The 23,464-nt window shown below is 46.0% G+C and carries 19 protein-coding genes; 11 read left to right on the plus strand and 8 right to left on the minus strand.

The features are described 5' to 3' along the window. Positions 1-137: 137 nt before the first annotated feature. Positions 138-1,835, plus strand: coding sequence for a cell division protein FtsZ (ftsZ, locus tag CPIN_RS34575; protein WP_012794546.1), 1,698 nt, complete (start codon positions 138-140; stop codon positions 1,833-1,835). 69 nt (positions 1,836-1,904) lie between these two features. Here the strand turns inward: ftsZ and CPIN_RS34580 are convergent, their stop codons facing one another. Then, on the minus strand, positions 1,905-2,285 hold the full coding sequence (locus CPIN_RS34580; protein WP_012794547.1) for a YidH family protein: 381 nt from the start codon (positions 2,283-2,285) through the stop codon (positions 1,905-1,907). Between the two features lie 203 nt (positions 2,286-2,488). Here CPIN_RS34580 and CPIN_RS34585 point away from each other — a divergent pair, with 203 nt between their 5' ends. Both CPIN_RS34585 and CPIN_RS34590 read left to right on the plus strand, forming a co-directional pair. Beyond that, complete coding sequence (locus tag CPIN_RS34585) at positions 2,489-3,577, plus strand: type I restriction endonuclease (protein ID WP_012794548.1); 1,089 nt, start codon at positions 2,489-2,491, stop codon at positions 3,575-3,577. A 123-nt stretch (positions 3,578-3,700) separates the two neighbouring features. Beyond that, a complete protein-coding gene (locus CPIN_RS34590) occupies positions 3,701-4,564 on the plus strand; it encodes a pirin family protein (RefSeq protein ID WP_012794549.1) in 864 nt (287 codons plus the stop codon). Positions 4,565-4,607: 43 nt separating this feature from the next. Here the strand turns inward: CPIN_RS34590 and CPIN_RS34595 are convergent, their stop codons facing one another. Together CPIN_RS34595 and CPIN_RS34600 are read right to left on the minus strand one after the other, a co-directional pair. Continuing rightward, the gene (locus CPIN_RS34595; RefSeq protein WP_044223156.1) at positions 4,608-6,563 is read right to left on the minus strand and encodes a KUP/HAK/KT family potassium transporter; all 1,956 of its coding nucleotides are present in this window, start codon (positions 6,561-6,563) and stop codon (positions 4,608-4,610) included. A 141-nt stretch (positions 6,564-6,704) separates the two neighbouring features. Then, entirely contained in the window at positions 6,705-8,249 is a 1,545-nt protein-coding gene (locus tag CPIN_RS34600; RefSeq protein ID WP_012794551.1) for an OmpA family protein, read from the minus strand. Positions 8,250-8,561: 312 nt separating this feature from the next. Between CPIN_RS34600 and CPIN_RS34605 the strand changes: the two genes are divergently transcribed. After that, positions 8,562-9,527, plus strand: coding sequence for a polyprenyl synthetase family protein (locus CPIN_RS34605; protein WP_012794552.1), 966 nt, complete (start codon positions 8,562-8,564; stop codon positions 9,525-9,527). A gap of 61 nt (positions 9,528-9,588) precedes the next feature. Then, positions 9,589-11,295: a single-stranded-DNA-specific exonuclease RecJ gene (gene recJ, locus CPIN_RS34610; RefSeq protein ID WP_012794553.1), complete on the plus strand. Its 1,707-nt coding sequence runs from the start codon at positions 9,589-9,591 to the stop codon at positions 11,293-11,295. A gap of 50 nt (positions 11,296-11,345) precedes the next feature. Here the strand turns inward: recJ and CPIN_RS34615 are convergent, their stop codons facing one another. Next, on the minus strand, positions 11,346-12,143 hold the full coding sequence (locus CPIN_RS34615) for a carboxylesterase family protein (RefSeq protein ID WP_052306936.1): 798 nt from the start codon (positions 12,141-12,143) through the stop codon (positions 11,346-11,348). A 103-nt stretch (positions 12,144-12,246) separates the two neighbouring features. Beyond that, the gene (gene htpG / locus CPIN_RS34620; protein ID WP_012794555.1) at positions 12,247-14,082 is read right to left on the minus strand and encodes a molecular chaperone HtpG; all 1,836 of its coding nucleotides are present in this window, start codon (positions 14,080-14,082) and stop codon (positions 12,247-12,249) included. A gap of 316 nt (positions 14,083-14,398) precedes the next feature. On the opposite strand from htpG, the gene CPIN_RS34625 reads away from it, so the two are divergent. From CPIN_RS34625 to CPIN_RS34645, 5 genes are all read left to right on the plus strand, one after another. Next, positions 14,399-17,662, plus strand: coding sequence for an Ig-like domain-containing protein (locus CPIN_RS34625; protein ID WP_012794556.1), 3,264 nt, complete (start codon positions 14,399-14,401; stop codon positions 17,660-17,662). A gap of 131 nt (positions 17,663-17,793) precedes the next feature. After that, positions 17,794-18,144 carry a 30S ribosomal protein S6 gene (gene rpsF / locus CPIN_RS34630; protein ID WP_012794557.1) on the plus strand — a complete coding sequence of 117 codons (351 nt, stop codon included), beginning with the start codon at positions 17,794-17,796 and terminating at the stop codon, positions 18,142-18,144. 4 nt (positions 18,145-18,148) lie between these two features. After that, positions 18,149-18,415, plus strand: a complete 267-nt coding sequence (rpsR, locus tag CPIN_RS34635) for a 30S ribosomal protein S18 (protein ID WP_012794558.1) — start codon at positions 18,149-18,151, stop codon at positions 18,413-18,415. A 61-nt stretch (positions 18,416-18,476) separates the two neighbouring features. Beyond that, a complete protein-coding gene (gene rplI / locus CPIN_RS34640; protein ID WP_012794559.1) occupies positions 18,477-18,923 on the plus strand; it encodes a 50S ribosomal protein L9 in 447 nt (148 codons plus the stop codon). 83 nt (positions 18,924-19,006) lie between these two features. Further along, positions 19,007-19,747 carry a hypothetical protein gene (locus CPIN_RS34645; RefSeq protein WP_012794560.1) on the plus strand — a complete coding sequence of 247 codons (741 nt, stop codon included), beginning with the start codon at positions 19,007-19,009 and terminating at the stop codon, positions 19,745-19,747. 5 nt (positions 19,748-19,752) lie between these two features. On the opposite strand, the gene CPIN_RS34650 is transcribed toward CPIN_RS34645, so the two are convergent. After that, on the minus strand, positions 19,753-20,655 hold the full coding sequence (locus CPIN_RS34650; RefSeq protein ID WP_012794561.1) for an alpha/beta hydrolase: 903 nt from the start codon (positions 20,653-20,655) through the stop codon (positions 19,753-19,755). 90 nt (positions 20,656-20,745) lie between these two features. Here CPIN_RS34650 and CPIN_RS34655 point away from each other — a divergent pair, with 90 nt between their 5' ends. Continuing rightward, positions 20,746-21,138 (plus strand): hypothetical protein, encoded by a 393-nt coding sequence (locus CPIN_RS34655; RefSeq protein ID WP_012794562.1) that lies wholly within the window; start codon positions 20,746-20,748, stop codon positions 21,136-21,138. A 3-nt stretch (positions 21,139-21,141) separates the two neighbouring features. Here the strand turns inward: CPIN_RS34655 and CPIN_RS34660 are convergent, their stop codons facing one another. Together CPIN_RS34660 and CPIN_RS34665 are read right to left on the minus strand one after the other, a co-directional pair. After that, positions 21,142-22,212, minus strand: coding sequence for a dipeptidase (locus CPIN_RS34660; RefSeq protein ID WP_012794563.1), 1,071 nt, complete (start codon positions 22,210-22,212; stop codon positions 21,142-21,144). 20 nt (positions 22,213-22,232) lie between these two features. Beyond that, the gene (locus CPIN_RS34665) at positions 22,233-23,339 is read right to left on the minus strand and encodes a D-TA family PLP-dependent enzyme (protein ID WP_012794564.1); all 1,107 of its coding nucleotides are present in this window, start codon (positions 23,337-23,339) and stop codon (positions 22,233-22,235) included. Positions 23,340-23,464 lie beyond the last annotated feature (125 nt).

Raw genomic sequence — 23,464 nt, forward strand, 5'->3', positions numbered from 1 at the left:
TTATCGGATATGGCGCAATTGTTGCAGCCACAAACGATTTAAAAATCAAATAATTAATAGCGGATAATTAATAACGTAAGATGAACTGTGGGGCGCATTATTAATTATACAAACTAACCCATAAAAGAGATAGAGTCATGATACATTTTGATCTTCCCAAAGAAAAATCTTCCATCATCAAGGTGATAGGCATTGGTGGTGGCGGTAGTAATGCGGTGAACCACATGTTCAACCAGCACATCGAGGGTGTGAATTTTATCATCTGCAATACCGATGCACAGGCTATTTCGAACAGCCCGGTGCCTAACAAAATTCAGTTAGGACCACATCTGACGCAGGGTCTGGGTGCCGGAGCCAATCCGCGCATCGGTGAACAGGCGACGGAAGAATCCTTTGAAGAAATCAAAAAGATCTTAGAAGTGAATACCAAAATGGCCTTCATTACGGCGGGCATGGGTGGTGGTACCGGTACCGGTGGCGCTCCTATCATCGCACGTATATGTAAGGAACTGGGTATTCTTACGGTGGGTATTGTTACTACACCCTTCTCCTACGAAGGGAAGAAAAGGATGGCACAGGCAGATGAAGGCATCTCCAGACTGAAAGAATCTGTAGATACACTCCTGATCATCTCTAATGACAAACTGCGCCAGAAATACGGCGATCTGAAATTCAAGGCAGCTTTCGAAAAAGCAGATAACGTATTAGCTACAGCGGCTAAATGTATCACCGATGTGATCAACTCCACTGGTCAGATCAACGTGGACTTTGCCGATGTATGTACAGTAATGCGTAATGGTGGTGTGGCCATCCTCGGCGCCGCTGTTGCAGAAGGTGAAAACCGTGCACAGAAAGCGATCGAAGATGCACTGACATCTCCGCTGCTGAACGACAACGATATTCGCGGTGCAAAATGGATCCTTATCAACATCGCATCCCAGGAAGGTGAGTTCGAACATACCCTGGATGAAATGGATACGATCCAGGCATACGTACAAAGCCAGGCAGGTGAAGATTGCGATGTGATCCTCGGTGTCGGTTATGACGATACGCTTGACCGCAAACTGGGCGTTACCATTATCGCTACCGGTTTTGAACAGAAACCGATCCAGCAGGTAAAAATGACGCCACAGGATCCTTCCCTCAATCAGCCCAAAATCGTAATGCAGCTGGGCCAGAACGGTGATGAAAATAAGATGAACAATACCGCACGTCAAAGTACGCCGTTGTTCGTCGAACCAGCGGACCATATGGCTCCCCGCCTGGTAGAACCTGTGGTGACCCAGCCAGTAACGACTTATCCGCCAGTGCAACCCGCACAGCCGGAAAGACAAAACTATACGCTCAACGTTGAGCCGGTAAATACGCACCAGCAACCAGTAGCAGGTTACAACAGCGGCAACGTAAATGTAATACAGCCTAATCCGGCTGCAGGTGGATACCCTTCCGGTCCCGCTTACATCTACATTGAACCAGGCAACAACACACCGGCCTCCGATGCTGAAATGAAAATCGTCTTCAGAGAAGAAGACCAGGCGCCAAACGCCCCTTCAGAAATTCATCTGCACGCATTTGAAGAACAACTGGAAGAGCAGAAACGTAAACAGGCTGAACGCGTGGCAAAACTGCGCAGCATCAGCTTCAACGTGAAAGGCATAGAGAATAATGCTGAGATGGAAAACATCCCTGCTTACATCCGCCGCAATATCAACCTCGATAACGGCGCAGGTTCCGCAGAGAATTTCTACTCTAACTATACTGTTTCCGATGGTCAGAATAACCAGGCAGAAATCAATACGATTAATACCTTTTTAGATGGGAAAAAACCCGATTGATCTATTCGGACGTTTGATTGTTTTTTAGTTGTGTTAAAGAAAGTCCTCCGGTTCCCCGGAGGACTTTTTTTATGCGCTCTCCACGAGATATACAATCAATAACATACTTACCAGGAAAATAAAAGCAGTCAGCAACGTAATCAGCAGCGACGAATGATGATACACCCCCTCCGTCAACTGCTGCTCCGTACGTTTATACCTGATATAAGAGAATACCGTCGTACTGGCGCCGACAGCAACCAGCAATATGCCTGCAATCGCAGAATAACCCCTGGAAGGGATGATATATTCCTTTCCCAATGCCAGAGACAGCTGCTTCACGAAAAGCGAAAATTTGACCACTACAAAGCCAAATGCCATGATGCCGATACTGGTCCTTGTCCATGCAAGGAGTGTACGCTCATTGGCAAGATGATCGCTTGCGCTTCCTTTTTGTTTGGTTTCAGCCATATGCAGGTATTTTCAGAAAAGCAGCAAAGCACGTTCCTGATTCCATCATAAAGGGGAAAAATCCCCTGCGAAGGGAGAGGATTTTTCCTTGTTAACAGCTGCTTAACAATTCTCCCCTGCGGATATCCTCACTTTTGATACCGTAATACTTTACCCCCACAACGGTTTAAAACATATGACCTCACTATTAAAAAATGCCTCCTATGGATTTTAAAGATCAGCTCAAACAACTGGGCGACAGAGTCGCCAGACTAAAAGATCAGATACTGACAGAAGAAGCTACTAAAAATGCCTTCATTATGCCTTTCATCCAATGCCTTGGATACGACGTGTTCAATCCCTTGGAAGTAACGCCCGAATTCATCGCTGACATCGGTATCAAAAAAGGTGAAAAAGTAGACTATGCCATCATACAGGACGGTAAACCCACTATCCTCGTGGAATGTAAACACTGGTCCACTGATCTCAATCCGCACAACAGCCAGTTGTTCCGCTACTTTCATTGCACCAGCGCAAGATTCAGCATCCTGACAAATGGCATTCATTACAAGTTCTACACAGACCTGGTAGAACCTAATAAAATGGATGAAAAACCCTTCTTCGAATTCTATATTGATGACCTGAAAGAAAATCAGACAGAAAAGCTGAAAGAGTTTCACAAGAGCTACTTTGACCTGGATAAAATATTAACAACTGCCAGCGAACTGAAATACACCAATGAAATAAAAAACATCATTGCCGGTGATCTCAATGAACCGTCTGACGAGTTCACACGCTACTTCGCAAAACTTGTTTATCCCTCCTCTGTAACAGCAAGAATCCTGGAGCAATTCAAAGGATTACTGAAGAAATCCTATCAACAGTTCATCAATGATACCATCAATGAAAGACTAAAATCTGCGCTCAATACACAACAGCAACAGGAGATAAAAGAAGAACCCGCAGAAACAGAAATACCCACCGGCGAGGATGCAAAAATCGTCACAACAGAAGAAGAACTGGAAGCATTCCATATCGTGCGTTCTATGCTGAGACAGAAGATAAGTGCAGGCCGTATCGTATTCAGAGATACACAGTCTTACTTCGGTATCTTACTGGATGATAATAACAGAAGACCTTTATGCAGGGTACACCTGAACGGCAAGCGGAAATACCTCTCACTGTTTGATAAAGACAATGAAGAAAGGATTGAAATTGGAAGTGTAGATGATATCTATGACTATGCAGATCAGCTGATGAAAGCAGCGGTGAAATATGATCCGGTGATTGCGGAGGAAAAAAATAACAAGTGACCATTTTGTTGACATCATCAAAATGATCACCTTGCCCTACACCAGCAAGGATGACTAAAATCATCCACCCTTTACTGACTTCTATCCATTCCTTACGCTGTTATTCTGTCGTAAATTTGCTACATGCAAAAGACAGTAAACAAGGTTGTAAACAACCACCCGATAAACGGCTCTCAGAGCGATTATTACTTTTACAGTCCTTTGCCCTATCAGGACGGTAAGGCAACGGACCCATTCCTGTTATTACACCACCACGGCCCGATGACACTACCTCCCGACAACAGTGGTATGCCATTCGGACCGCATCCTCACAGAGGATTTGAAACAGTGACCTGGATCATCAGCGGACACGTGGTGCACAAAGATTCTCACGGTTATCATAGCAGGATCGACGAAGGCGGTATACAATGGATGTCTGCCGCAAGGGGACTTATCCACAATGAATATGTAGAAAATTCTTTCAAAGAAGAAGGCGGTGATCTGGAACTCTTGCAACTGTGGATCAATCTCCCTGCAAAGCTGAAAATGACGCCGGCCAAGTATACAGGCTTGCAGCAACAGGATATTCCTGTTGTGAAAACAGATGATGATAAGGTGCAGGTAGTGGTTGCCGGGGGTACCTTTAACGGCCATAAAGGAGCGATCAGTTCACTGACAGGGATCAATGCATCACTGATAAAGATGCAGGCTGGCAGTAAGACCGATATCCAGGTAGCAAAGGGTAGAAACGTGTTGTTTTATGTGTTGAAAGGAGATCTGACAGTGAATGGTAAAACAGCAGGCGACAGGGCATTAGTGCTGTTTGATAATGATGGCGATGAAATCAGTGTCACAGCAGGTACAGATGCGATCATATTGTATTGTGATGGTGAACCGCTGAATGAGCCGGTGGCATGGCACGGACCGTATGTAATGAATACACAGACGGAAATTATGGAAGCCATGCGCGATGAAAGAATGGGAAAATTTGGGTTCTATATTGACTAAAAAATAAGAAAGCCGGTATCACCTGATACCGGCCTTTCTTTTATTAAGAATGTATGATTCGTCGCAATTGCAGGTTCGTGACAGGCGCCACTACCAGCGGATACTTTTCGATGGTCACATAACTGGAATCCAGTCCGAAACCACGCTCCTCTGACAAACTGATCTTCTTCAGGAAGAAATACATACGCATGACCAGTCGCTCGTACAATGGCAGGTCGTTGTCGTGTGACAGGAATTTCTCCATGACAATAAACTGGAAGTCTCCCACCACATTGTTTTTACTTAGTGATTCGTAACGGCTGGTGATGTTCACCTCCTTGTTACGCACCATGTCTTCCACTACCATACGGAACATGAGGTTGATACGCTGCTCCACTTTGAAACCCAATCTGAATTCCACCCTGATCACCTCATTTGGAATGATGGTCTGTACAGAGTATTCACTCAGATAAGGTTCGTCCACTACATCCACATGCACAAACCAGTAGATATCTGCTCTCTTCGGCTTTTTATTCAGAATCGAGTAGATGATCTTATGTTCAATTTCCTTCGGATTGTCGGCACTGCTCATATACACCAGGTGAGTGGCATATTTAGGGATGGTGCTGTCATTGCTCAGCTCCTGGATCACCGGCAGGTGATCTTCAAGTCTGACAAACTCTACGTAACGGTTTTTGATCTTACGGGACTTGTACCATACCATCATGATCAGGAAGAGTACTCCGGCCACGATAACGGTCACATAACCACCGTGCATGAATTTCACCAGGTTTGCAAAAAGGAAGGAGAATTCAAGCGTAAAATAGATCACCAGGTAGATCAGGATAAGGCTTAATCTAACCCTTCGTGTATAAAGATAGAAAGCGAAGAGACAGGAGGTCATCAGCATACAGATAGTGATGGAGAGACCATAAGCCGCTTCCATGGCGCTGGATTCTTTAAAGATCAGTACGATAGCCACACACCCTACAAACAGCATGGTATTGATACCAGGGATATAGAGTTGTCCGCGCATTTCTGTCGGATAGTTGATCTTTAACTTAGGCCAGAGGTTGAGTCGCATCGCCTCTGAAATGAGGGTAAACGACCCCGATATCAAGGCCTGACTGGCAATAATGGAGGCCAGGGTGGCAATCAATACACCAAAGATGACAAACCATTCCGGCATGATGGCAAAGAAGGGGTTGGTATCTTTTGGAATGATCTGACCTTTCTGCGTAAGCAGCCATGCGCCTTGTCCGAGATAGTTCAGGATCAGGCAGGCTTTTACGAAGGTCCAGGAGATGCGTATGTTGCCCTTTCCACAGTGGCCGAGGTCGGAATAGAGCGCTTCCGCCCCTGTCGTACACAGGAATACGGCGCCTAATATCATAAATCCACGGGGATAGGTCGTCAGCAGTTTAATAGCGTAATGCGGGCTGAAAGCCTTAAATACGGATACGTCGTCTACGATGTGTGACAGTCCGAGCACACCCAGCATGGAGAACCAGATCACCATGATAGGGCCGAATAATTTACCGATGGACACCGTACCAAACTGTTGAACGACGAACAATAAGGTAATAATAGTCAGTACGATTTTGACGATAGCCCACTGGCTGAGGTCTTTAAATACCTCCAGGGTACGTAAACCTTCAATAGCAGATGTAACAGTGATAGGTGGGGTAATGATACCGTCTGCGAGCAATGCGGCTCCTCCGATCATCCCGAATATGACTGCCCATCTGGCATGCCTTCTGACCAACGCATATAAGGAGAAAATCCCGCCTTCGCCTTTGTTATCGGCCCTGAGGGTCAGGATTACGTACTTGATGGTTGTTTGTAAAGTCAGGGTCCAGATGATACAGGATATACCACCGATAACCAGGAGATCGCTTACGGGATTATTGCCTACAATGGCCTTGAAAACGTATAACGGAGAGGTTCCAATGTCACCGTAAATAATACCTAAAGCTACTACTAAACCGGCCAGGCTAATCCTGTTAATGTCTTTTCTCACGAAATATGTATTTAATAAAAAAGCCACCAAAGGTAGGTGGATTTAAGAAGATCTACAAAATTATCAAAAATATCGGGGCATTAAAAAACCCCGTCTCGATTTATCCGAGACGGGGCCTTATATCTTCTTAGTGAGACACTATTAGTTAGCTGGAGCTAAATCAACAGTAGAAGACTCACCAGGAGTGTTTTGTTTGATGAAGCGACCGCGATCGATACCTTGCTTATCAGCCAGGTAGTCGATAACTGCGTCAACTCTTCTGCTGCTCAGGTCAACACCACCTTTTTTACCTTTAGCACCTGCGTGACCGGTAACCAGGATGTTGCAAGATGGAGCACCTTTCAGGGTTGCAGCAACGCTAGCCAGGATAGCTTCGTTGTCAGATGCAACTTTAGTAGAGCTACCTTTGAAGCTTACGCTAGGCAGAACCAGGGTAGCGCAATTTGCTACTGGAGCAATGTTCTTGCAGCACTCAGGATCTGGGCATTTACCAACACCATCAGCATCAACTGGCTGGCAATAAGTTGGAGTTACCAGCTGTTTGTCTTTGTAGTCAGGAACACCATCACCATCTGTATCTTTAGCTACACCGTGAACATCAACTGGAGCACCAGCTGGAGTGTTTGGTTCACGATCGAACTGATCAGTAACACCATCACCATCAGCATCAGGCAGTACCGGAGTAGGCAGCTTCATGTGACGAGGAGCGCTCAGTTCGTTGTAAGCGTAATTCAGCGGATTTACCCACCATAATGGCTCAACGCGTTTAGAAGAGTTACCCAGGTTGAAGTTCAGACGAACGCTGGTATAGCTGAACGCATCTTTGTGGTTGCTATATGGGCTGGAATAACCATCCAGATAATCATCAAAGTATAAAGTATATTTCTCTTCAATACCGATGTTGAAACGTTTAGAAACTCTGAAAGCTACACCAGTACCGAAGTCAGCACCATGACGAAGCAGGGCGTTGTCATCTCTACGACCGATGTTACCTCTGTTACCCTGAGATGGAGCGTTCTGCTCGTAATCTCCGTCAAACAGGTTTTTCAGCTGGTCTTTAATGTCCTTACGAGGAGCATTGAAGTTGATACCAGAGAAATCGTAAGCTGCATTACCGTTTAACGCATCAACGTCAACGTCGATCAGACCCAGGCTATAACCTGCAAACACGTACCAGTTAAGTTTTGGCTGTGCTTTGTAGAACAGGATGTTGCTCAGGGAAGCGATCATATCCAGGGACAACTGGTGAGTAGCAGTTTTGTAGTTAGCTACGATGTTACCACCGTTTGCTGCTGCTGTAGTACCCCATGCAGTGCTGTTGTTGTAGATTGCAGGTCTTAATCTGTAATCCATACCTTTATCAAAGGAACCAGTGTATTCACCTCTGATGGAGAAAGTATGACCCAGTGATTTTCTCAGGGAAACACCACCACCGAAACCTGGTCTGGCCGGGATAGTACCGTTGATCAGGTGCAGACCACCGTGGAAACCTAATTCCCACATATCACGTGGTTTAGCAGGGAAGTCATACTGGTGGTTAGAGAAATTGTTCTGTTGCGCCTGTCTGGATGCTGGAACTTTGGTTGAATCCAGGGCATCATAAACAGGGGTAACTTGTGCAAAACTGGAGGACGCCGCTAGGAGACTCATAGCGCCTGCCAGTAATAAGTACTTTTTGCTTGCCATAATTGTTTTCTATTTAAAAACTGTTAAAAATTTACTAATAACCCGTTTTTTACCCAGCAAAGGTAAAATTCTCAGATGAATATTCAAATTTTTGTTACAATATTATTTTCATTGATAACTACTTAACTATTAGTGCTTAGGCAAAACAAATGTTATACCTTAACTTGGCCCGGCACATAACGAATAAGCATATTTGTTATAACTAAAACAATGTAATGTTAAAGTTATGTTACACCGATATATACAAATTAAGGGCCAATTTGTTAAAATTTGACTTTTAAAGCATAGCTTAGCAATCTTTTTAAAGCACCTATGGACGAAATTAAACACCTGATCAGTAAGGAATTACAGGATTTTGAAAGCAAATTCTCTGACGCTGTAAAAAGTCATGTCCCATTGCTGGACAGGATCATGCATTACATCGTTAAACGTAAAGGCAAGCAGATCAGACCCATGTTTGTGCTCCTATCGGCAAAACTCTTTAATAATAATATACAGGAAAGCACATACAGAGCTGCAGCCCTGGTTGAACTGCTTCATACCGCCACTCTCGTTCATGACGACGTAGTGGATGACGCCAACGAAAGACGCGGCTTCTTTTCCATCAATGCACTGTGGAAAAACAAAATAGCCGTGCTGGTAGGTGACTACCTCCTTTCTAAAGGATTACTGCTTTCAGTAGATAATAATGAATTCAGATCTCTGAAGATCCTCTCAGAAGCCGTAAAGGAAATGAGTGAAGGTGAACTGCTCCAGATCGAAAAGACCCGTAAGCTGAATATTAAAGAAGATATCTATTTCGAAATCATCCGTCGTAAAACCGCCTCCCTCCTCGCCTCTGCCTGCGCAGCTGGCGCCTGGAGCACCACCAATGACGATGAAACAACCGAAAAGATGCGCCTGTTCGGTGAAAAAGTAGGTGTCGCCTTCCAGATCAAAGATGACCTCTTCGATTATGGCTCCGATAAAATCGGTAAACCCACCGGTATCGATATCCGCGAGAAAAAAATGACCCTCCCGCTCATTTATACCCTCGAACACGCAACGCCTGATATCCGCAGACGTATTATTAATATTGTCAAAAATCACAACACCGATAAAGACAAAGTCGCAGAAGTAATCGACCTGGTAAAAAAATCAGGTGGTATTGAATATACACAGGAGAAAATGTTCCAGTACCGCGATGAAGCACTCGCCGTTCTGCATAGCTTCCCGGCTAATGATATCCGCGCCGGACTGGAAACATTGGTTAGATATACAACAGATCGTACTTTTTAACCAATAAAAACCTATCTTCCGAAACTGAACTCATTCAACCACTTTAGATACTAACTGATTAATGCAGAAACGCTGGACAGTACGATCTTATCAACCTAAACAGGAAGCATTGCTCCAGTCGTCTTTACGTATACACCCATTGCTGTGCCGACTCCTCGTACAAAGAGGTATGCACACCTACGACGAATCCAGGCTCTTTTTCAGACCCACACTCGCAGATCTGCACGATCCGTGGTTGATGAAAGACATGGATAAAGCAGTATCCCGTATCGAACAGGCTTTCTTCCACCGGGAGAAAATACTGGTGTTCGGAGACTATGACGTGGATGGAACAACCGCTGTAGCAACCGTATACGACTTTCTGCACTCCTTATATAATAATATAGAATTTTACATTCCTCACCGGTATAAAGAAGGTTACGGTATCTCCACACAAGGCATAGAATACGCCAGAGATAACGAATTCACGCTCATCATCACACTGGATTGCGGCATCAAAGCCATCGACCAGATAAAATGGGCAGCCGACAACGGAATCGACTTCATTATATGTGATCATCACCTGCCAGATGCAATCCTGCCACCTGCCGTAGCCATCCTGAATCCAAAACAATACGACTGCCCTTATCCTTATAAAGAACTAAGCGGCTGTGGTATCGGATATAAACTGATTTCAGCCTTCGCGCAGAAAAAAGGAATCCCGGATGAACAGGTACACCGCTATCTCGATCTCGTGGCCACCAGTATCGCAGCTGATATTGTCCCCATGACAGGCGAAAACAGGGTACTGGCCTTTCACGGATTAAAAAAGGTGAACTCCGCTCCCCTCGCAGGTATACAGGCACTGATAGAACTCAGCGGACTGAAAGAACAACTCACCATCTCCAATCTTGTATTTGTCATCGCGCCAAGGGTTAACGCTGCCGGCCGTATGGACGACGCCAGAAAAGCAGTGAACCTCTTTGTCGAAACAGACAAAGACAAAGCAATGGAGATCGCCAAAGTATTACACGCAGATAATTTCGACAGAAAAGAAATTGATGGCAACATCACCAAAGAAGCGGTCGAACTGCTGCAGAACGATCTGACCTTAAAAGATAAAAAGTCTACCGTACTCTATAAACCCGACTGGCACAAAGGTGTCGTTGGAATCGTTGCGTCAAGACTGATCGATAAATATTATTACCGCCCTACCATCATTCTCACACTCAGCAATGATAAAGTGGCCGGCTCCGCACGTTCCGTAACCGGTTTCAATGTATACGAAGCCATACACCAGTGTAAAGACCTGCTGGAAAACTACGGCGGACATTTTTACGCTGCTGGTATGACGCTGAAACCTGAAAATGTGGAAGCTTTTCAGCAAAAGTTTGAAGAAGTAGTGGCGACGACCATCAATCCGGATCTCCTCGTACCCGAGATTGTAATCGATACCGAAATCCACCTGAAAGATATTACACCTGCCTTTTTTAATATATTACGTCAGTTCGAACCACTGGGACCAGAAAATCTACGCCCCGTTTTCCTCGTAAGAAACGTGGTTGACAGCGGATATTCACGTCTTGTCAAAGATGAACATATTAAGTTCTCCGTTAAACAGGGTAAATCTCCTAACGCATTAACGGGCATAGGATTCTACATGTCTGAAAAATTCCACATCGTGAGCAGTAAACAGCCCTTCGATATGGCCTTCACGATCGATGAAAATGAGTGGAATGGCAAGATGAACCTGCAATTGAAGGTCATCGATATCAGAGCACATCACTAAGTAATACTACCTATTTCATATCGCAATTGTGACTGTTGCTACTGCAACAGTCATTGATGTTGTCTCAGCATCCAGCTATATAAAGCCGTATCCGCATAAGCCTTCGTCCACGCATCATGCCCGCCGGTGGGCGTCTCCGTATACTTCACCAGACTACTCCCACATGATTTCAATGCATTTACCATATCCCTGGATCCTGCCACTGTTACCGTAGGATCATCCGCATTATGAAAAGCCCATACCGGCATCTGCTTCAGTACACAAGCTTGTGATGGCGTACCAATACCGCAGATCGGTACGATAGCGGCAAATTTCTCAGGACTCGTCTGCGCCCAGTTCCAGGTTCCGAAACCACCCATGCTCAATCCTGTTAAATAAATCCTGGAAGAATCCACATGATACTTCTTCAACACTTCTTTATACAACTGCTGCAATACATCTGTATTCCACCACACCGCAGTACATTGTGGCGCAATCATCACAAACGGCTTTCCTTTCACCACCCTGGGCAATCCTACTTGTCTGATCACATCTATATCATTGCCTATCTCTCCCACACCATGCAGGAAGATCACTACCGGCCACTTATAACTTTTCATGTCATTATAGGTGTCAGGAATATAAAGCAGGTATTCAGCGATGTTGCCTTGTTTGTAATCGGCCGTCTGTACGGTAATGCCAGGCGTCTGTGGTGTAAAAACATCTTCCTTGGGAGGGTCCGGAATGGTGTCTGTTCCATTGCCTCCGCCGGGTACCGCTGATTCATTCCGCTTAGAACAGGCTACTATACTACCCAATACTGCAATAAGTAGTACATAAATAAATCTGTTAATTGCTCTTCTTTTCATATGTGTAGGTAAAATGAAAAAATCCCGTCTCATGCTTGATGAGACGGGATTCCGGTTGCCAATGTTACTGCAAACCTACTATAATGTTTCCGCTTTGAGTCGACTAATTTTTCTTTTCTGCACTCATTAATTCCACACTTCTGTTCACGAATGCGGTCAGATCAGCACCGGTGAGCAGGTTTTGTGACAACAGCGCCAGATCTGCAAGATTACGTACCTGTTTCTGTTGTTTATCATTATCCGCTTCTTCCAGTATCTGCAGATAAATCGGGTGATTTGCATTCACCGTCATGTTGATTTCGTCAGGCATATTTGCATACCAGCTCATACCTGCGCCACCAACGGCAGCCATATCTTTCATACGGCGCATAAACTCAGGACGGGTCACAATTACCGGCTGTGCATCAGCGCTCAGACCTTTCAGTTCTACTTTAACATGTTCCTGTGGAATATGTCCGAATAACTCTTTCAGTTTTGTTTCCTGATCAGTAGATAATACACTTTCATTCTTCTCATCAACGTTGATCAGGTTATCAGCAATATCAGCATCCACACGGGTAAACAGCATACTATCCCATCTTGGCTCCATATTGTTGATAAACGCTGCATCCACAATGTTATCCAGCTTTACGATCTTATAGCCTTTGTTCTTCGCTGCCTGAATGTAACTATCCTGTTGTACTGCATTTGTAGCATACAATACAACCAGTTTGTTGTCTTTGTTTGTCTGCAACGCAGCTGCTTCCGTCTTATATTCTTCCAGTGTATAAAACTTACCTGGCTCGGTGATTTCTTCCAGCAACAGGAACTTGTTCGCCTTCTCAGAAAACTTGTCATCAGTCATCATACCATACTTGGCAAACAGTCCGATAGATTCCCATTTCTCTTCAAAGCTCTTACGATCGTTACGGAAGATCTCATCCAGTTTGTCAGCCACTTTCTTCGTGATATAAGAACTGATCTTTTTCACATTCGGATCGCCCTGCAGATAGCTACGGCTCACGTTCAGCGGAATATCCGGACTATCAATCACACCATGCAGCAACATCAGGAATTCCGGTACGATATCCTTCACTTCATCTGTTACAAATACCTGGTTGGAATACAGGCTGATCTTGTCTTTCTGTACTTCAAAGCTCTTACCGATCTTAGGGAAATACAGGATACCTGTAAGGTTGAACGGATAGTCAACATTCAGGTGGATCCAGAACAACGGAGCCTCTGCATAAGGATACAATTCCTTATAGAAATTCTGATAATCTTCCGTAGTCAGTTCAGCAGGTTTCTTTGTCCACGCCGGATTCGTATTATTCAGCTGCTTGTCTGCAAATTTTACAGGTACTGGCAGGAACTTACAGAATTTCTCCAGGATGTTCTGAATACGGCTGTCATCCAGAAACTCTTCACTCTCTTCGTTGATGTGCAGCACGATATCAGTACCACGGCTTTCTTTACTGGTTTCTTCCAGTTCATACTCCGGACTGCCATCACACTCCCAACGCACAGCAGCAGTATCAGGTTTGTGAGATTTTGTGAAGATCTCCACCTTGTTACTCACCATAAATGAGGAGTAAAAACCAAGACCGAAATGACCAATGATATTAGCACCGTCTGTCTGTCCTTTATATTTATTCAGGAACTCTTCCGCTCCTGAAAACGCCACCTGATTAATGTATTTATCTACTTCTTCTGCAGTCATACCCACACCCATATCGGATATGGTCAATGTCTTCTTTTCCTTGTCTAATGTCACCGTAATTTCAGGGGTGCCCAGCTCACCTTTGAACTCACCAACACTGGCCAGTGTCTTTAATTTTTGAGTAGCATCCACTGCATTACTTACCAGCTCGCGGATGAAGATCTCATGGTCTGAATAGAGGAATTTCTTAATAATGGGGAATATGTTCTCTGTCTGAACACGTATTGCTCCTTTCTGCATGGGTGTCTTTTTTTGGATTTCCGGACAAAGGATATGCCAGCAGACATTTTGCTGACAAAGTGTCTGCAACTACACCCTAAAAGACGCTTTTCTGTCTTTTGTCTCCTTCGTTGAAGCTTCGTTGAGCAATGAAACTTCAACGTACTATTACTGATGGCTTACAAAATGGCAGTCCTCATACCGGCTTAACAAATAAATCATACAGACTGCCTCTTAACTCTAACACAAATGTTGTAGATTTAATCTTCCTGACCCCGGTGAGTGTTGAGACCTAATGTTTTTTACCCGACACCCTTCTTTCTAAACCGCTTTGTACATGAAAAGACATCTACTCCTTTTCCTTGCTGTTACCAGCTTTGCCGGTGCGTATGCACAGACACAGCCTGCAACACAGGTACTGCCTTACCAGCAGTCATTCAATAGCCTGCCATCATCATCCACGACCTATCCTGACGGATGGCAGGGCTGGACCCTTTCCGGTTCTCCTTCCGGTAATTTTAATGTGCTGCCTCCGGCATCAGACAAGGCGCTGATCACAGGAGGCGCATCCAGTACCACCAATGGTGTGTATAATTATAATGGGAAACTGGGCTTCCTCAATAGCGGAAGTGTGGATAACAGTCTGGTGCTGGCCATAACGACCAGTGGCCAGTCCAACGTAGCCCTGCAATACGACGTAATGACCCTCCGCAATCCGTATGACGGTACTTCTAACACCCGTATCAATGAAGTGACGCTCCAGTACCGTATCGGTAATACCGGCAACTTCACCAATATTACCGGTATAGAATACCAGAACACAACCACGCAGCAAACCGGATCAGGTGTGACAACTCCCCTGGATTCTGCACACAAAACACTGGTACTGCCTTCCCTCTGCGACAATCAGCCATTGGTACAGCTGCGTTGGGTGAACAGACAGATCAGTGGCGCAGGTTCGCGTCCGTCATTTGCGATCGATAATATCCAGGTGGGCAGCGGCACGGCAGATGTAACGCCACCTGTTGCTGACAGCTTATGGCCGGCAAACCGCAGCATTGATGTATCACCCAGTGCACAGCCAGTAATTATCTTCTCCGAACCTGTAAAAGCAGGCAGTGGCAGACTGGTTATCCACAATAGCACTGCCGGTACGGAACAATCCATTCCGGCTGACAGCTCCATCGTGTCATATGCTGCACAGTATGTGACAATTGCTGCCAGTCTGCAACCGCAGCAAACCTACTATATCACGATTGAACCCGGCGCCGTGCTGGATCTGAGCGATAATGCCTTCGCCGGACTGACAGATACCAGCGCCTGGTCATTCAGCACCGGTCTGCAGCAACTGTCCTTCGACTTTAACAGCTGCGCAACCGGTAATATCTCACAAGGCTTCAAACAATATAGCGTGACCGGCGCACAACGATGGGACTGTACCACTTTTGGCAGAAACAGCAATGGTATACAGATCAATGGCTATAGCGGCGGACCCATCGCCAACGAAGACTGGCTGATTTCCCCGGCTTTTGATTTCTCCGGTTTTGACTATCCGTTGCTGAACTTCTACAGCCGTACCGCATTCTCCGGCCCGTCCCTGCAACTGAAAGTTTCTACCAACTACGATGGTGTCAGCAACCCGAATACAGCTACCTGGACAACCGTAAATGGCCGTTTCCCTGCGTTGCTGTCGGATACCTGGACACTCTCTGACAGTGTGAACCTGGCTGCCTTTAAACAGGCCGGCGTTTACATTGCCTTCGTATACACCTCCTCTCCTGCGATCGGCGCCGCACGCTGGACCCTCGATGATGTATCTGTCATTAATAGTCCGGAAGCGCCTAAACCTTCCCTGGACCTGACCAGCAGCAGCATCGACTTTGATTATGTACCAGCCGGACAATCATCCGCTCCGCTGCCATTCACCTTCCAGGCCAATGACTTTACCAAAACACTGACCCTGACATCTACAGGCAACTTTACCCTTGCCCTTGACAGCAATGCTGCATTCAGTCATACACTGACCTATCAGCCAGCTGCACTGAATGCTGGCCCGAAGACAGTATGGGTGAAATTCCAGCCAACCGCTGCCAGTCAGAACTATACCGGTACGGTTACTTTTACTGCGGATAGCGTTGCGCTGCCAACAATAAGATTGTCTGGTACCTCTCTGCGTTCCCTGAAAGTGGTCAACTGGAATATTGAATGGTTTGGCAGTCCGGTACAAAATCCGGCAAATGATAGCCTGCAGCAGGCAAATGTGACCACAATCCTCAAAAAAATGGATGCGGACATCTTTGCCCTGGCAGAAGTGGTAGATACTGCCCGTTTCAGAGCAGTAGCCAATCAGATGCCTGGTTATAGTTATATTATATCTGACTTCGGTTCTTATGCCGACAGCATCAAAGATGTGGATTATGTATCTGCACAGAAATTAGCCTTCCTCTACAAGACTTCTGTTATTAAAGGACTGCGTTCTTACGGTGTATTACGCAAGGGTGGCAGCAGCAACGCCTATTATAACTGGTCTTCCGGTCGTTTCCCATTCCTGCTCGAAGCACAGGCGAAGCTGAACAATGACAGCGCCCTGATCCGTTTTGTACTGTTACATGCCAAGGCAAACACCGGTACGGCTTCCGACAAGATCGAATCCTGGAACAGACGCCGGAACGGTGCACTGGAACTGAAAGACTCCCTGGATGTACAATACCCGACAGCTAATCTGGTAATCCTGGGCGATTTCAACGATGCATTCGACAAAACCATTACGACAGAACTGGCGCCTGACACTACGACTTCTTATATAGACTTCCTTAATGACAGTATTCATTATAAACCGGTAACCCTGCTGCTTAGTCTGCAAGGTCAGCAGTCGACCGCTTCTTTTAATACTGTAATTGACAACGTCCTGATCTCTGATGAAATGGCGCTGAGCTATCTGCCAGGATCGGCACGTGTACGTAAAGAGGTAGAAACACTGGTAAACAGCTATAGCAGCACTACTACCGATCACTATCCGGTTCAGACGAACTACAACCTGCATATACTGGCACATCCGGCTGAGCTCGAATTTGCTGCATCGGTGGACACAGGAGATGTGAAACTGACCTGGAGCGCTCCGTATGAGCTGAATATCAGGGATTATATTATTCAGAGATCCAGAAACCAATCTCAATTTGAATCCGTAGATACTGTTGCCGCACATGGCACTACGGCACAACCAGTTAGTTACACGACTTACGATACCCGTCCGTGGTTGGGAGTATCCTACTACAGACTGAAGATCACAGGTCTGGACGGCAAGGTTAGTTATAGTGAAAATCAGAGAGTTGTGGTAACGCTGAGAGACCTGATCCAGAAACTCTTCTGGTGTATTTTCGGCAACCAGCTTCAGTTATGGATTGATATGCAGAAAGGTGGACCAGCACAGCTGCAACTTGTTGATATGCAAGGCCGTATCAGGTATCAGGGACAAACTACCCTGAATAAAGGCAGAAATATCAAATCATTGGATATCAGTAATTTATCAAACGGTATCTATATCCTTCGCGTAACAAGCATGGAAGGTACCCAGGTAAGCAAAATACTTGTTAGCCACTGATCTTTTTTGAAGAAACCTTAGACAATCCGGCCGCTCTGCACTAAACAGAGCGGCCTTTTTATTTGCTGGTGTCAGCAATTTAAGTATCTTTGCACTCCTAATTTTTTCAAACAATTAAAAACAGGGAAATTATGAACTACGAATTGATGGTGATCTTTACCCCTGTGCTGTCTGAGGAAGACTACAAAGCTGCTCAGAAAAAATTCGCTGATCTCATTAAAGAGAATGGCGGAGAAGTAACGCACGAAAATCCCTGGGGATTAAGATCACTGGCGTACCCAATCCAGAAGAAAACCACGGGCATGTACCTGGTACTGGAGTACAGCGCGCCATCCGACCTCAATGAGAAGCTGAAAATTCAGCTGAACCGTGACGAGAATGTACTTCGTCACATGACTACAGCATTAGACAAATATGCTGTTCAGTACAACAACCGTAAGAGAAATGGCGTAAACGCTGATTCTAAAACCGCAGAAGCTTAAAATTATGGCAGTAAAACAAGAAATTAAGTATTTAACGGCCGTAAAGACTGAGAAGCGCGCAAAGAAATATTGCCGTTTCAAGAAGTTAGGCATCCGGTATGTAGATTACAAAGACGCTGAGTTCCTGAAGAAATTCCTGAACGATCAGGGTAAAATGTTACCTCGTCGTATCTCCGGTAACTCTCTGAAATTCCAGCGTAAAGTAGCGCAGGCTATTAAGAAAGCCCGTCAAATGGCTTTGTTACCTTACGTTACTGACCTTTTAAAATAAACAAACCACCTAGGTTTCCGGTGTAAACCGGGTAATTAAAGGTCCTTAAAACTAATTAACAATGCAAGTAATCTTAATACAAGACGTAGATAACCTGGGCCAGAAAAATGAGCTGGCTACCGTTAAAAACGGTTACGCCAGGAATTTTCTGATCCCGCAGAAATTTGCGGTAGAAGCTAGCCCTTCTAACCTGAAGCAACTCCAGGAACGCCTGAAAGTGCAGAAAGTGAAAGAAGAGAAAATGTTAGCTGAAATCGCCAAAGTAGTGGAAGTGCTGAAAGCAGGTCCCGTTAAAATTGGCGCTAAAACCGGTACTTCCGGTAAGATTTTCGGTAGCGTAACTGGTGTGCAGATTGCACGTGCTATTAAAGAGCAGAAAGGTTACGAAATCGATCGTCGCCGCATCCACATCCTGGATGACGTAAAAGAATTAGGCACTTACAAAGCGAAACTGGATTTCGGTAAAGGCAATGAAGCTGAACTGGAATTTGAAGTGGTAGCTGAATAAGACTAACATATTCTTCAAAAAGTCCCGTCTCATTTCAAATGAGGCGGGATTTTTTTATGTAGTTGCCTATCTTTGTATCGTCTATGAAAACGTATTTATCTCTATTCCTAGCTGCAGGTATCCTATTCTCCTGCAATGAAAGCACAGAAATAAGCGACTCTGTACGCGATACCGCTCATATAGAAGAACCTCCTGTCACCGGCAGAGTCCTGCGCGACACCGATACATTCAGCGTAGGTAATAAACATTTCAGCATACAGCCGCTCGCTAAGTCCTCCTTCGATAAACTGGACACTCCTGACTATGATAGTACAGAAGACTCCCAGATCGCAAAAGACCGCGCACACGTCAAACGCCAGGGCGATTCACTCTATATCACCCTGAATAATGGCCAGGTCACCCTGCTCGCAAATAACATTCATAGTGCAGATGACAGTAATTTCGCCAACTATTTCTATGCCGGCTATATCCCCGCTATCCACCAGCACCTGGTGTTTGGCAGCTATTACGAATCCAGCGATTATGTGCTGATCAATGCAGACAATGGTACCATTACGCATGTATGGGGTATTCCTGTGATCTCTCCCGACCATAAATACATCATCTGCCCTTCTGTTGATCTCGTAGCTGGCTTCAACAACAACGGCTTCCAGTTATTCTCTTACGCCAACAATACGCTGACGCATGAAGGCAATGTTGAATTCAGCAAATGGGGACCCGGTCAGATGAAATGGCTGGACAACCAGAGCATCGAGGCTGAATACATCGTATTGAACGATGATATGAATGAGGTACCGAAACCAGTGAAACTGGTGATCAGATAAACGCGTTACTTCGTATACTTCGCAATAAAATCAAACATCTTTTCGGCAGCGTCGACGATCTTATCAGCGGGTATGGCATGCCAGCCCTTAAAGCTGTATAATTCATGTACGACGCCCGCTTTCTCCAGGACACTGTCCATCGCCACCGCCTGTGAATAACGGGCGAGCGTGTCTTCTGTGCCATGTATCAGCAAGGTAGGCGGCGTCTTTTCATGCACATAAAACAGCGGACTGGAACTACGGTATAAATCCGTTCGCTGCCCCGGCGTACCACCCAGTACGGCCGCCGCCAGTTCGGGTACGCCGGCACTGCCTTCCTGGTAAAAACGTTGCATGTCATACACGCCTAACAGACAAACCGCCGCTTTAATGTACCCCTTCTCATTATGTTTACTCGCCTGTAATGCGGCCAGATGCGCGCCCGCACTGGTACCAATGATGCCGGTGGCCCGGGAAATATGAAAGCTGTCAGCCAGACGCCAGACATATTGCAACGCGGCATTCACATCTTCCTCCGCAGCAGGGAACGTGTTTTTACCATCTCTGACCAGCCGGTAATTCAGATTCACATAGGTATACTTTGAGTCCCGGTTCTTCATATTGTCAATATGCGGGGTATAATCCCGCATGTCACTCCCCATCCATCCCCCTCCATGAACAAACACCATGATATGTGTAATAGAAGGATCCCTGCCGGCTGGCAAATAAATGTCCATTACCTGCAGGGAATCTTTCCCGTAATGTTCATTCAATAATTCCATAGCAGGCAAAGAGGGAACCCTGTCTTCAGCAGCGATATCCCGGGCGGTAGAACCCAGCTTGGTACAGGCGGCAGCGATCAGGGCAAATACACATAAAAGCAATGCAGGGCAGCATATACGGCGTACGGTAACAGATGAGATAGGCATATTCTTTTGGGGATTATAGTGAGATATACGTAAATCAGTTGCCGGAAGGATGCAGCAAAAATCTTACCTTCCTGATAATAATCCACATGCATGAAAAATATACGCCTGGTTTCCCTGTTACTGCTCTTCGGCCTGAGCCTTCTGCCAGCTATCTCACGGGCACAGATGCAGCAAGCCCCGCTTTCCAACATAGAAGGGAATGCAAAATCTATCACCAGTAAATTGAAAAGTGCATTGTCGCTGACAGATGTGCAGCAACCAAAGATACAGGACGCGGTAACGAACTTTCTGGAGCAGCGTTCCACGATCCTGTCGCTGAATACCAGCAATCCGAAGGCTTATAATACGAAATTAAAGGGGTTTCAAACGAGTTTCCAGCGCAAACTTAAGAATACACTCACGCCGGAACAATTCACTGGCTTCCTGGAGCTGAAACCAGTGAATAATGACATGACCAATGTCCTGTCACAGTTATATTACTAGCCATTAACTCCAGGCCTTACGCAGAAACCTTAACCAGTTTCCATGCATAATATTGTCAATATCTTCCTTGGAATAGCCTCTCTTGGCAAACAAAGCCGGCATCTTTTGCAGATCGGCAATTGTTTCCAGGTCATGAGGGCTCTGCTCTTTCCCGAAAGCACCATCCAGGTCCGATCCTATACCCACATGTAACGCATTACCCGCCAGCTGGCAGATATGGTCCATATGATCCACCAGCACATCCAGGGATGCGCCCATATCCTTTGGATTGGACACGCCTCTTACCCATCCCGGCACCATCATCCAGGCATCCATCGCACCGCCGATAACAGCCCCGCGACGGATCAGTTCCTGCAATTGTTCATCGGAGAACTGTCTGTTATGATTCACCAGCGCACGCACGTTGTTGTGACTGGCCCATACATGTCCATGGAAATGGTCCATAGCTTCCCAGAAACTATCATCACAAAGATGGGTCGCATCCAGGATGATATTCAGACGTTCCATTTCCTTTAGTAATGCCTGTCCTTTCTCACCCATAAATCCGGTCGCGTCCGTTCCCTGTGCATAACGTCCCGGACCGTAGTGAGCAGGTCCTACTGCTCGTAAACCATTGTCATAAGCACGTTGCAGATAATTCAGGTCAACAATCGAATCCGCCCCCTCCAGGCTCAGTATATAACCGATCGGTTTATTGGTATTAGGCGTACCGTCATTCCAGAGTGCCAGGTGCTTTTCCAGTGCCACCAGATTGGTGATCTGTGTCATTTCTCCAGCGTCTTCCATGGCTTTGTACCAGGCCAGCTGCCCTTGTGTCTGCGCCCAGGCCTGTTCAGGTGAATACCATCCGGGCAGCGGATTCTCAGGCGCTACAAATCTCGCGATCTGCGTAGCTACCACCAGTCCGATATTTCCCTCCCTTAACTGTGGAAAGGATACCACTCCCTTCGCACGGTCCGGTTTGTCAGTCATACCTTCTTCGCGCTTCCTGATGTCGTTAACCGGCAGGCGCAGGTTACGGTTCCACTCCATTGCATTCATGCTCAGGTCAAGATGCGCATCTACTATAAACATGTAAGTATTTTTTTGATAAGTTAGATCATGATCTTTCTGTCTCTGGCGATCACTTTCCACCAGGCTACACAGTTATTATTTTCCACAACGCCTACGCGTTCATGCAGGGCAACTGTCGGACAGATATGCATCGGTATGCCATACAGCACCGTTCCCACCGGAAATAATGCCGCATCAGGCACCTTCAGCACCATATGTTCCTCACTGTGCCCCAGGGGTTCCGCATCGGGTGCATTCAGGAAATAAATACGGGGCTGCGGATTCTCAGAAGCCACTGACTTATGTCCCAGATCAACACAGATATGCGTACCATCGACCACCGAGATCACCCTGGTAATAACAGCAGCGGCAAAATCAAATGTCTGCTCCGGATGCAGCTTGTGATATCCCCAATCCTGGAATATAAAGGTTCCCGGACTACATTCCACACCAGGACGTTCTGCGTGTATCGCATAAGTAGGCGTACCTCCCGCGATAATCTGCGGGGCAGGAGCGCCGGCTTCTGTAATAGCGGCAGCCAATGCGAGGACAGGCGCAAACCCTGCATTACACTTCTCTCTGCGTAACTCAAATTCTGTATCATGCAGATGTCCGTCGTATGCATGTAAGCCCACCGGCGTAATACCTGGTAAATGCAGCAGTTCCTGGTACAGTTCCTGCGCTTCATTACCGGGTCCCGGCTCGACACCGGTCCTGTTCATCCCGACATTGAGATCAATATAAACAGGGATAGAACGCTGCGCTGCTGCGAATGTGGCCGCAATAGCGATCGCAGACGCGCTGTTATCCACAAGACAGGCATATTTCGTGTCCGGATATTGCTCCACGATCTGCAATAAGCGGTCAACCTTCGGCCCTACAGGCTGATACGCCAGTAATACATCACCAGCCCCTGCCAGACCCAGCATTTCTGCTTCAGCGATAGTGGCACATTTGAACTTGTTAATGCCTTCACCCTGCAACAACTGCACGGCTTCAATCATCTTACTGGTCTTGATGTGCGGACGCAAACGCTGCACATCTCCTACCGTCTGTTTCAGTAAGCGGATATTATCCAGCATACGCTCAGGATACACAAGCACAGCAGGCGTATCAATAGTGTTGATATTGTGTAGTTCGTACCACATAAATTTTAATTAGGAATTAGGAATTAAAAATTAAGAATTGGTTAGTGTTAAAACACCACTGGTCAGACGCAGGAAATATGCCATAATAACGGCGGTCATTTATACACCATTCAGCCTGTTGGGGG

The sequence above is a fragment of the Chitinophaga pinensis DSM 2588 genome (genome assembly GCF_000024005.1).
Classification (GTDB): domain Bacteria; phylum Bacteroidota; class Bacteroidia; order Chitinophagales; family Chitinophagaceae; genus Chitinophaga; species Chitinophaga pinensis.

Coding starts and splice junctions, on each gene's coding strand:
- CPIN_RS34645 (WP_012794560.1), top strand. CDS start 19,007: ATGAAAACGTATTTATCTCTATTCCTAGCTGCAGGTATCCTATTCTCC.
- recJ (WP_012794553.1), top strand. CDS start 9,589: ATGCAGAAACGCTGGACAGTACGATCTTATCAACCTAAACAGGAAGCA.
- CPIN_RS34615 (WP_052306936.1), bottom strand. CDS start 12,143: ATGAAAAGAAGAGCAATTAACAGATTTATTTATGTACTACTTATTGCA.
- rpsF (WP_012794557.1), top strand. CDS start 17,794: ATGAACTACGAATTGATGGTGATCTTTACCCCTGTGCTGTCTGAGGAA.
- CPIN_RS34625 (WP_012794556.1), top strand. CDS start 14,399: ATGAAAAGACATCTACTCCTTTTCCTTGCTGTTACCAGCTTTGCCGGT.
- CPIN_RS34655 (WP_012794562.1), top strand. CDS start 20,746: ATGAAAAATATACGCCTGGTTTCCCTGTTACTGCTCTTCGGCCTGAGC.
- htpG (WP_012794555.1), bottom strand. CDS start 14,082: ATGCAGAAAGGAGCAATACGTGTTCAGACAGAGAACATATTCCCCATT.
- CPIN_RS34590 (WP_012794549.1), top strand. CDS start 3,701: ATGCAAAAGACAGTAAACAAGGTTGTAAACAACCACCCGATAAACGGC.
- CPIN_RS34580 (WP_012794547.1), bottom strand. CDS start 2,285: ATGGCTGAAACCAAACAAAAAGGAAGCGCAAGCGATCATCTTGCCAAT.
- CPIN_RS34600 (WP_012794551.1), bottom strand. CDS start 8,249: ATGGCAAGCAAAAAGTACTTATTACTGGCAGGCGCTATGAGTCTCCTA.
- rplI (WP_012794559.1), top strand. CDS start 18,477: ATGCAAGTAATCTTAATACAAGACGTAGATAACCTGGGCCAGAAAAAT.
- rpsR (WP_012794558.1), top strand. CDS start 18,149: ATGGCAGTAAAACAAGAAATTAAGTATTTAACGGCCGTAAAGACTGAG.
- CPIN_RS34665 (WP_012794564.1), bottom strand. CDS start 23,339: ATGTGGTACGAACTACACAATATCAACACTATTGATACGCCTGCTGTG.
- CPIN_RS34650 (WP_012794561.1), bottom strand. CDS start 20,655: ATGCCTATCTCATCTGTTACCGTACGCCGTATATGCTGCCCTGCATTG.
- ftsZ (WP_012794546.1), top strand. CDS start 138: ATGATACATTTTGATCTTCCCAAAGAAAAATCTTCCATCATCAAGGTG.
- CPIN_RS34585 (WP_012794548.1), top strand. CDS start 2,489: ATGGATTTTAAAGATCAGCTCAAACAACTGGGCGACAGAGTCGCCAGA.
- CPIN_RS34660 (WP_012794563.1), bottom strand. CDS start 22,212: ATGTTTATAGTAGATGCGCATCTTGACCTGAGCATGAATGCAATGGAG.
- CPIN_RS34605 (WP_012794552.1), top strand. CDS start 8,562: ATGGACGAAATTAAACACCTGATCAGTAAGGAATTACAGGATTTTGAA.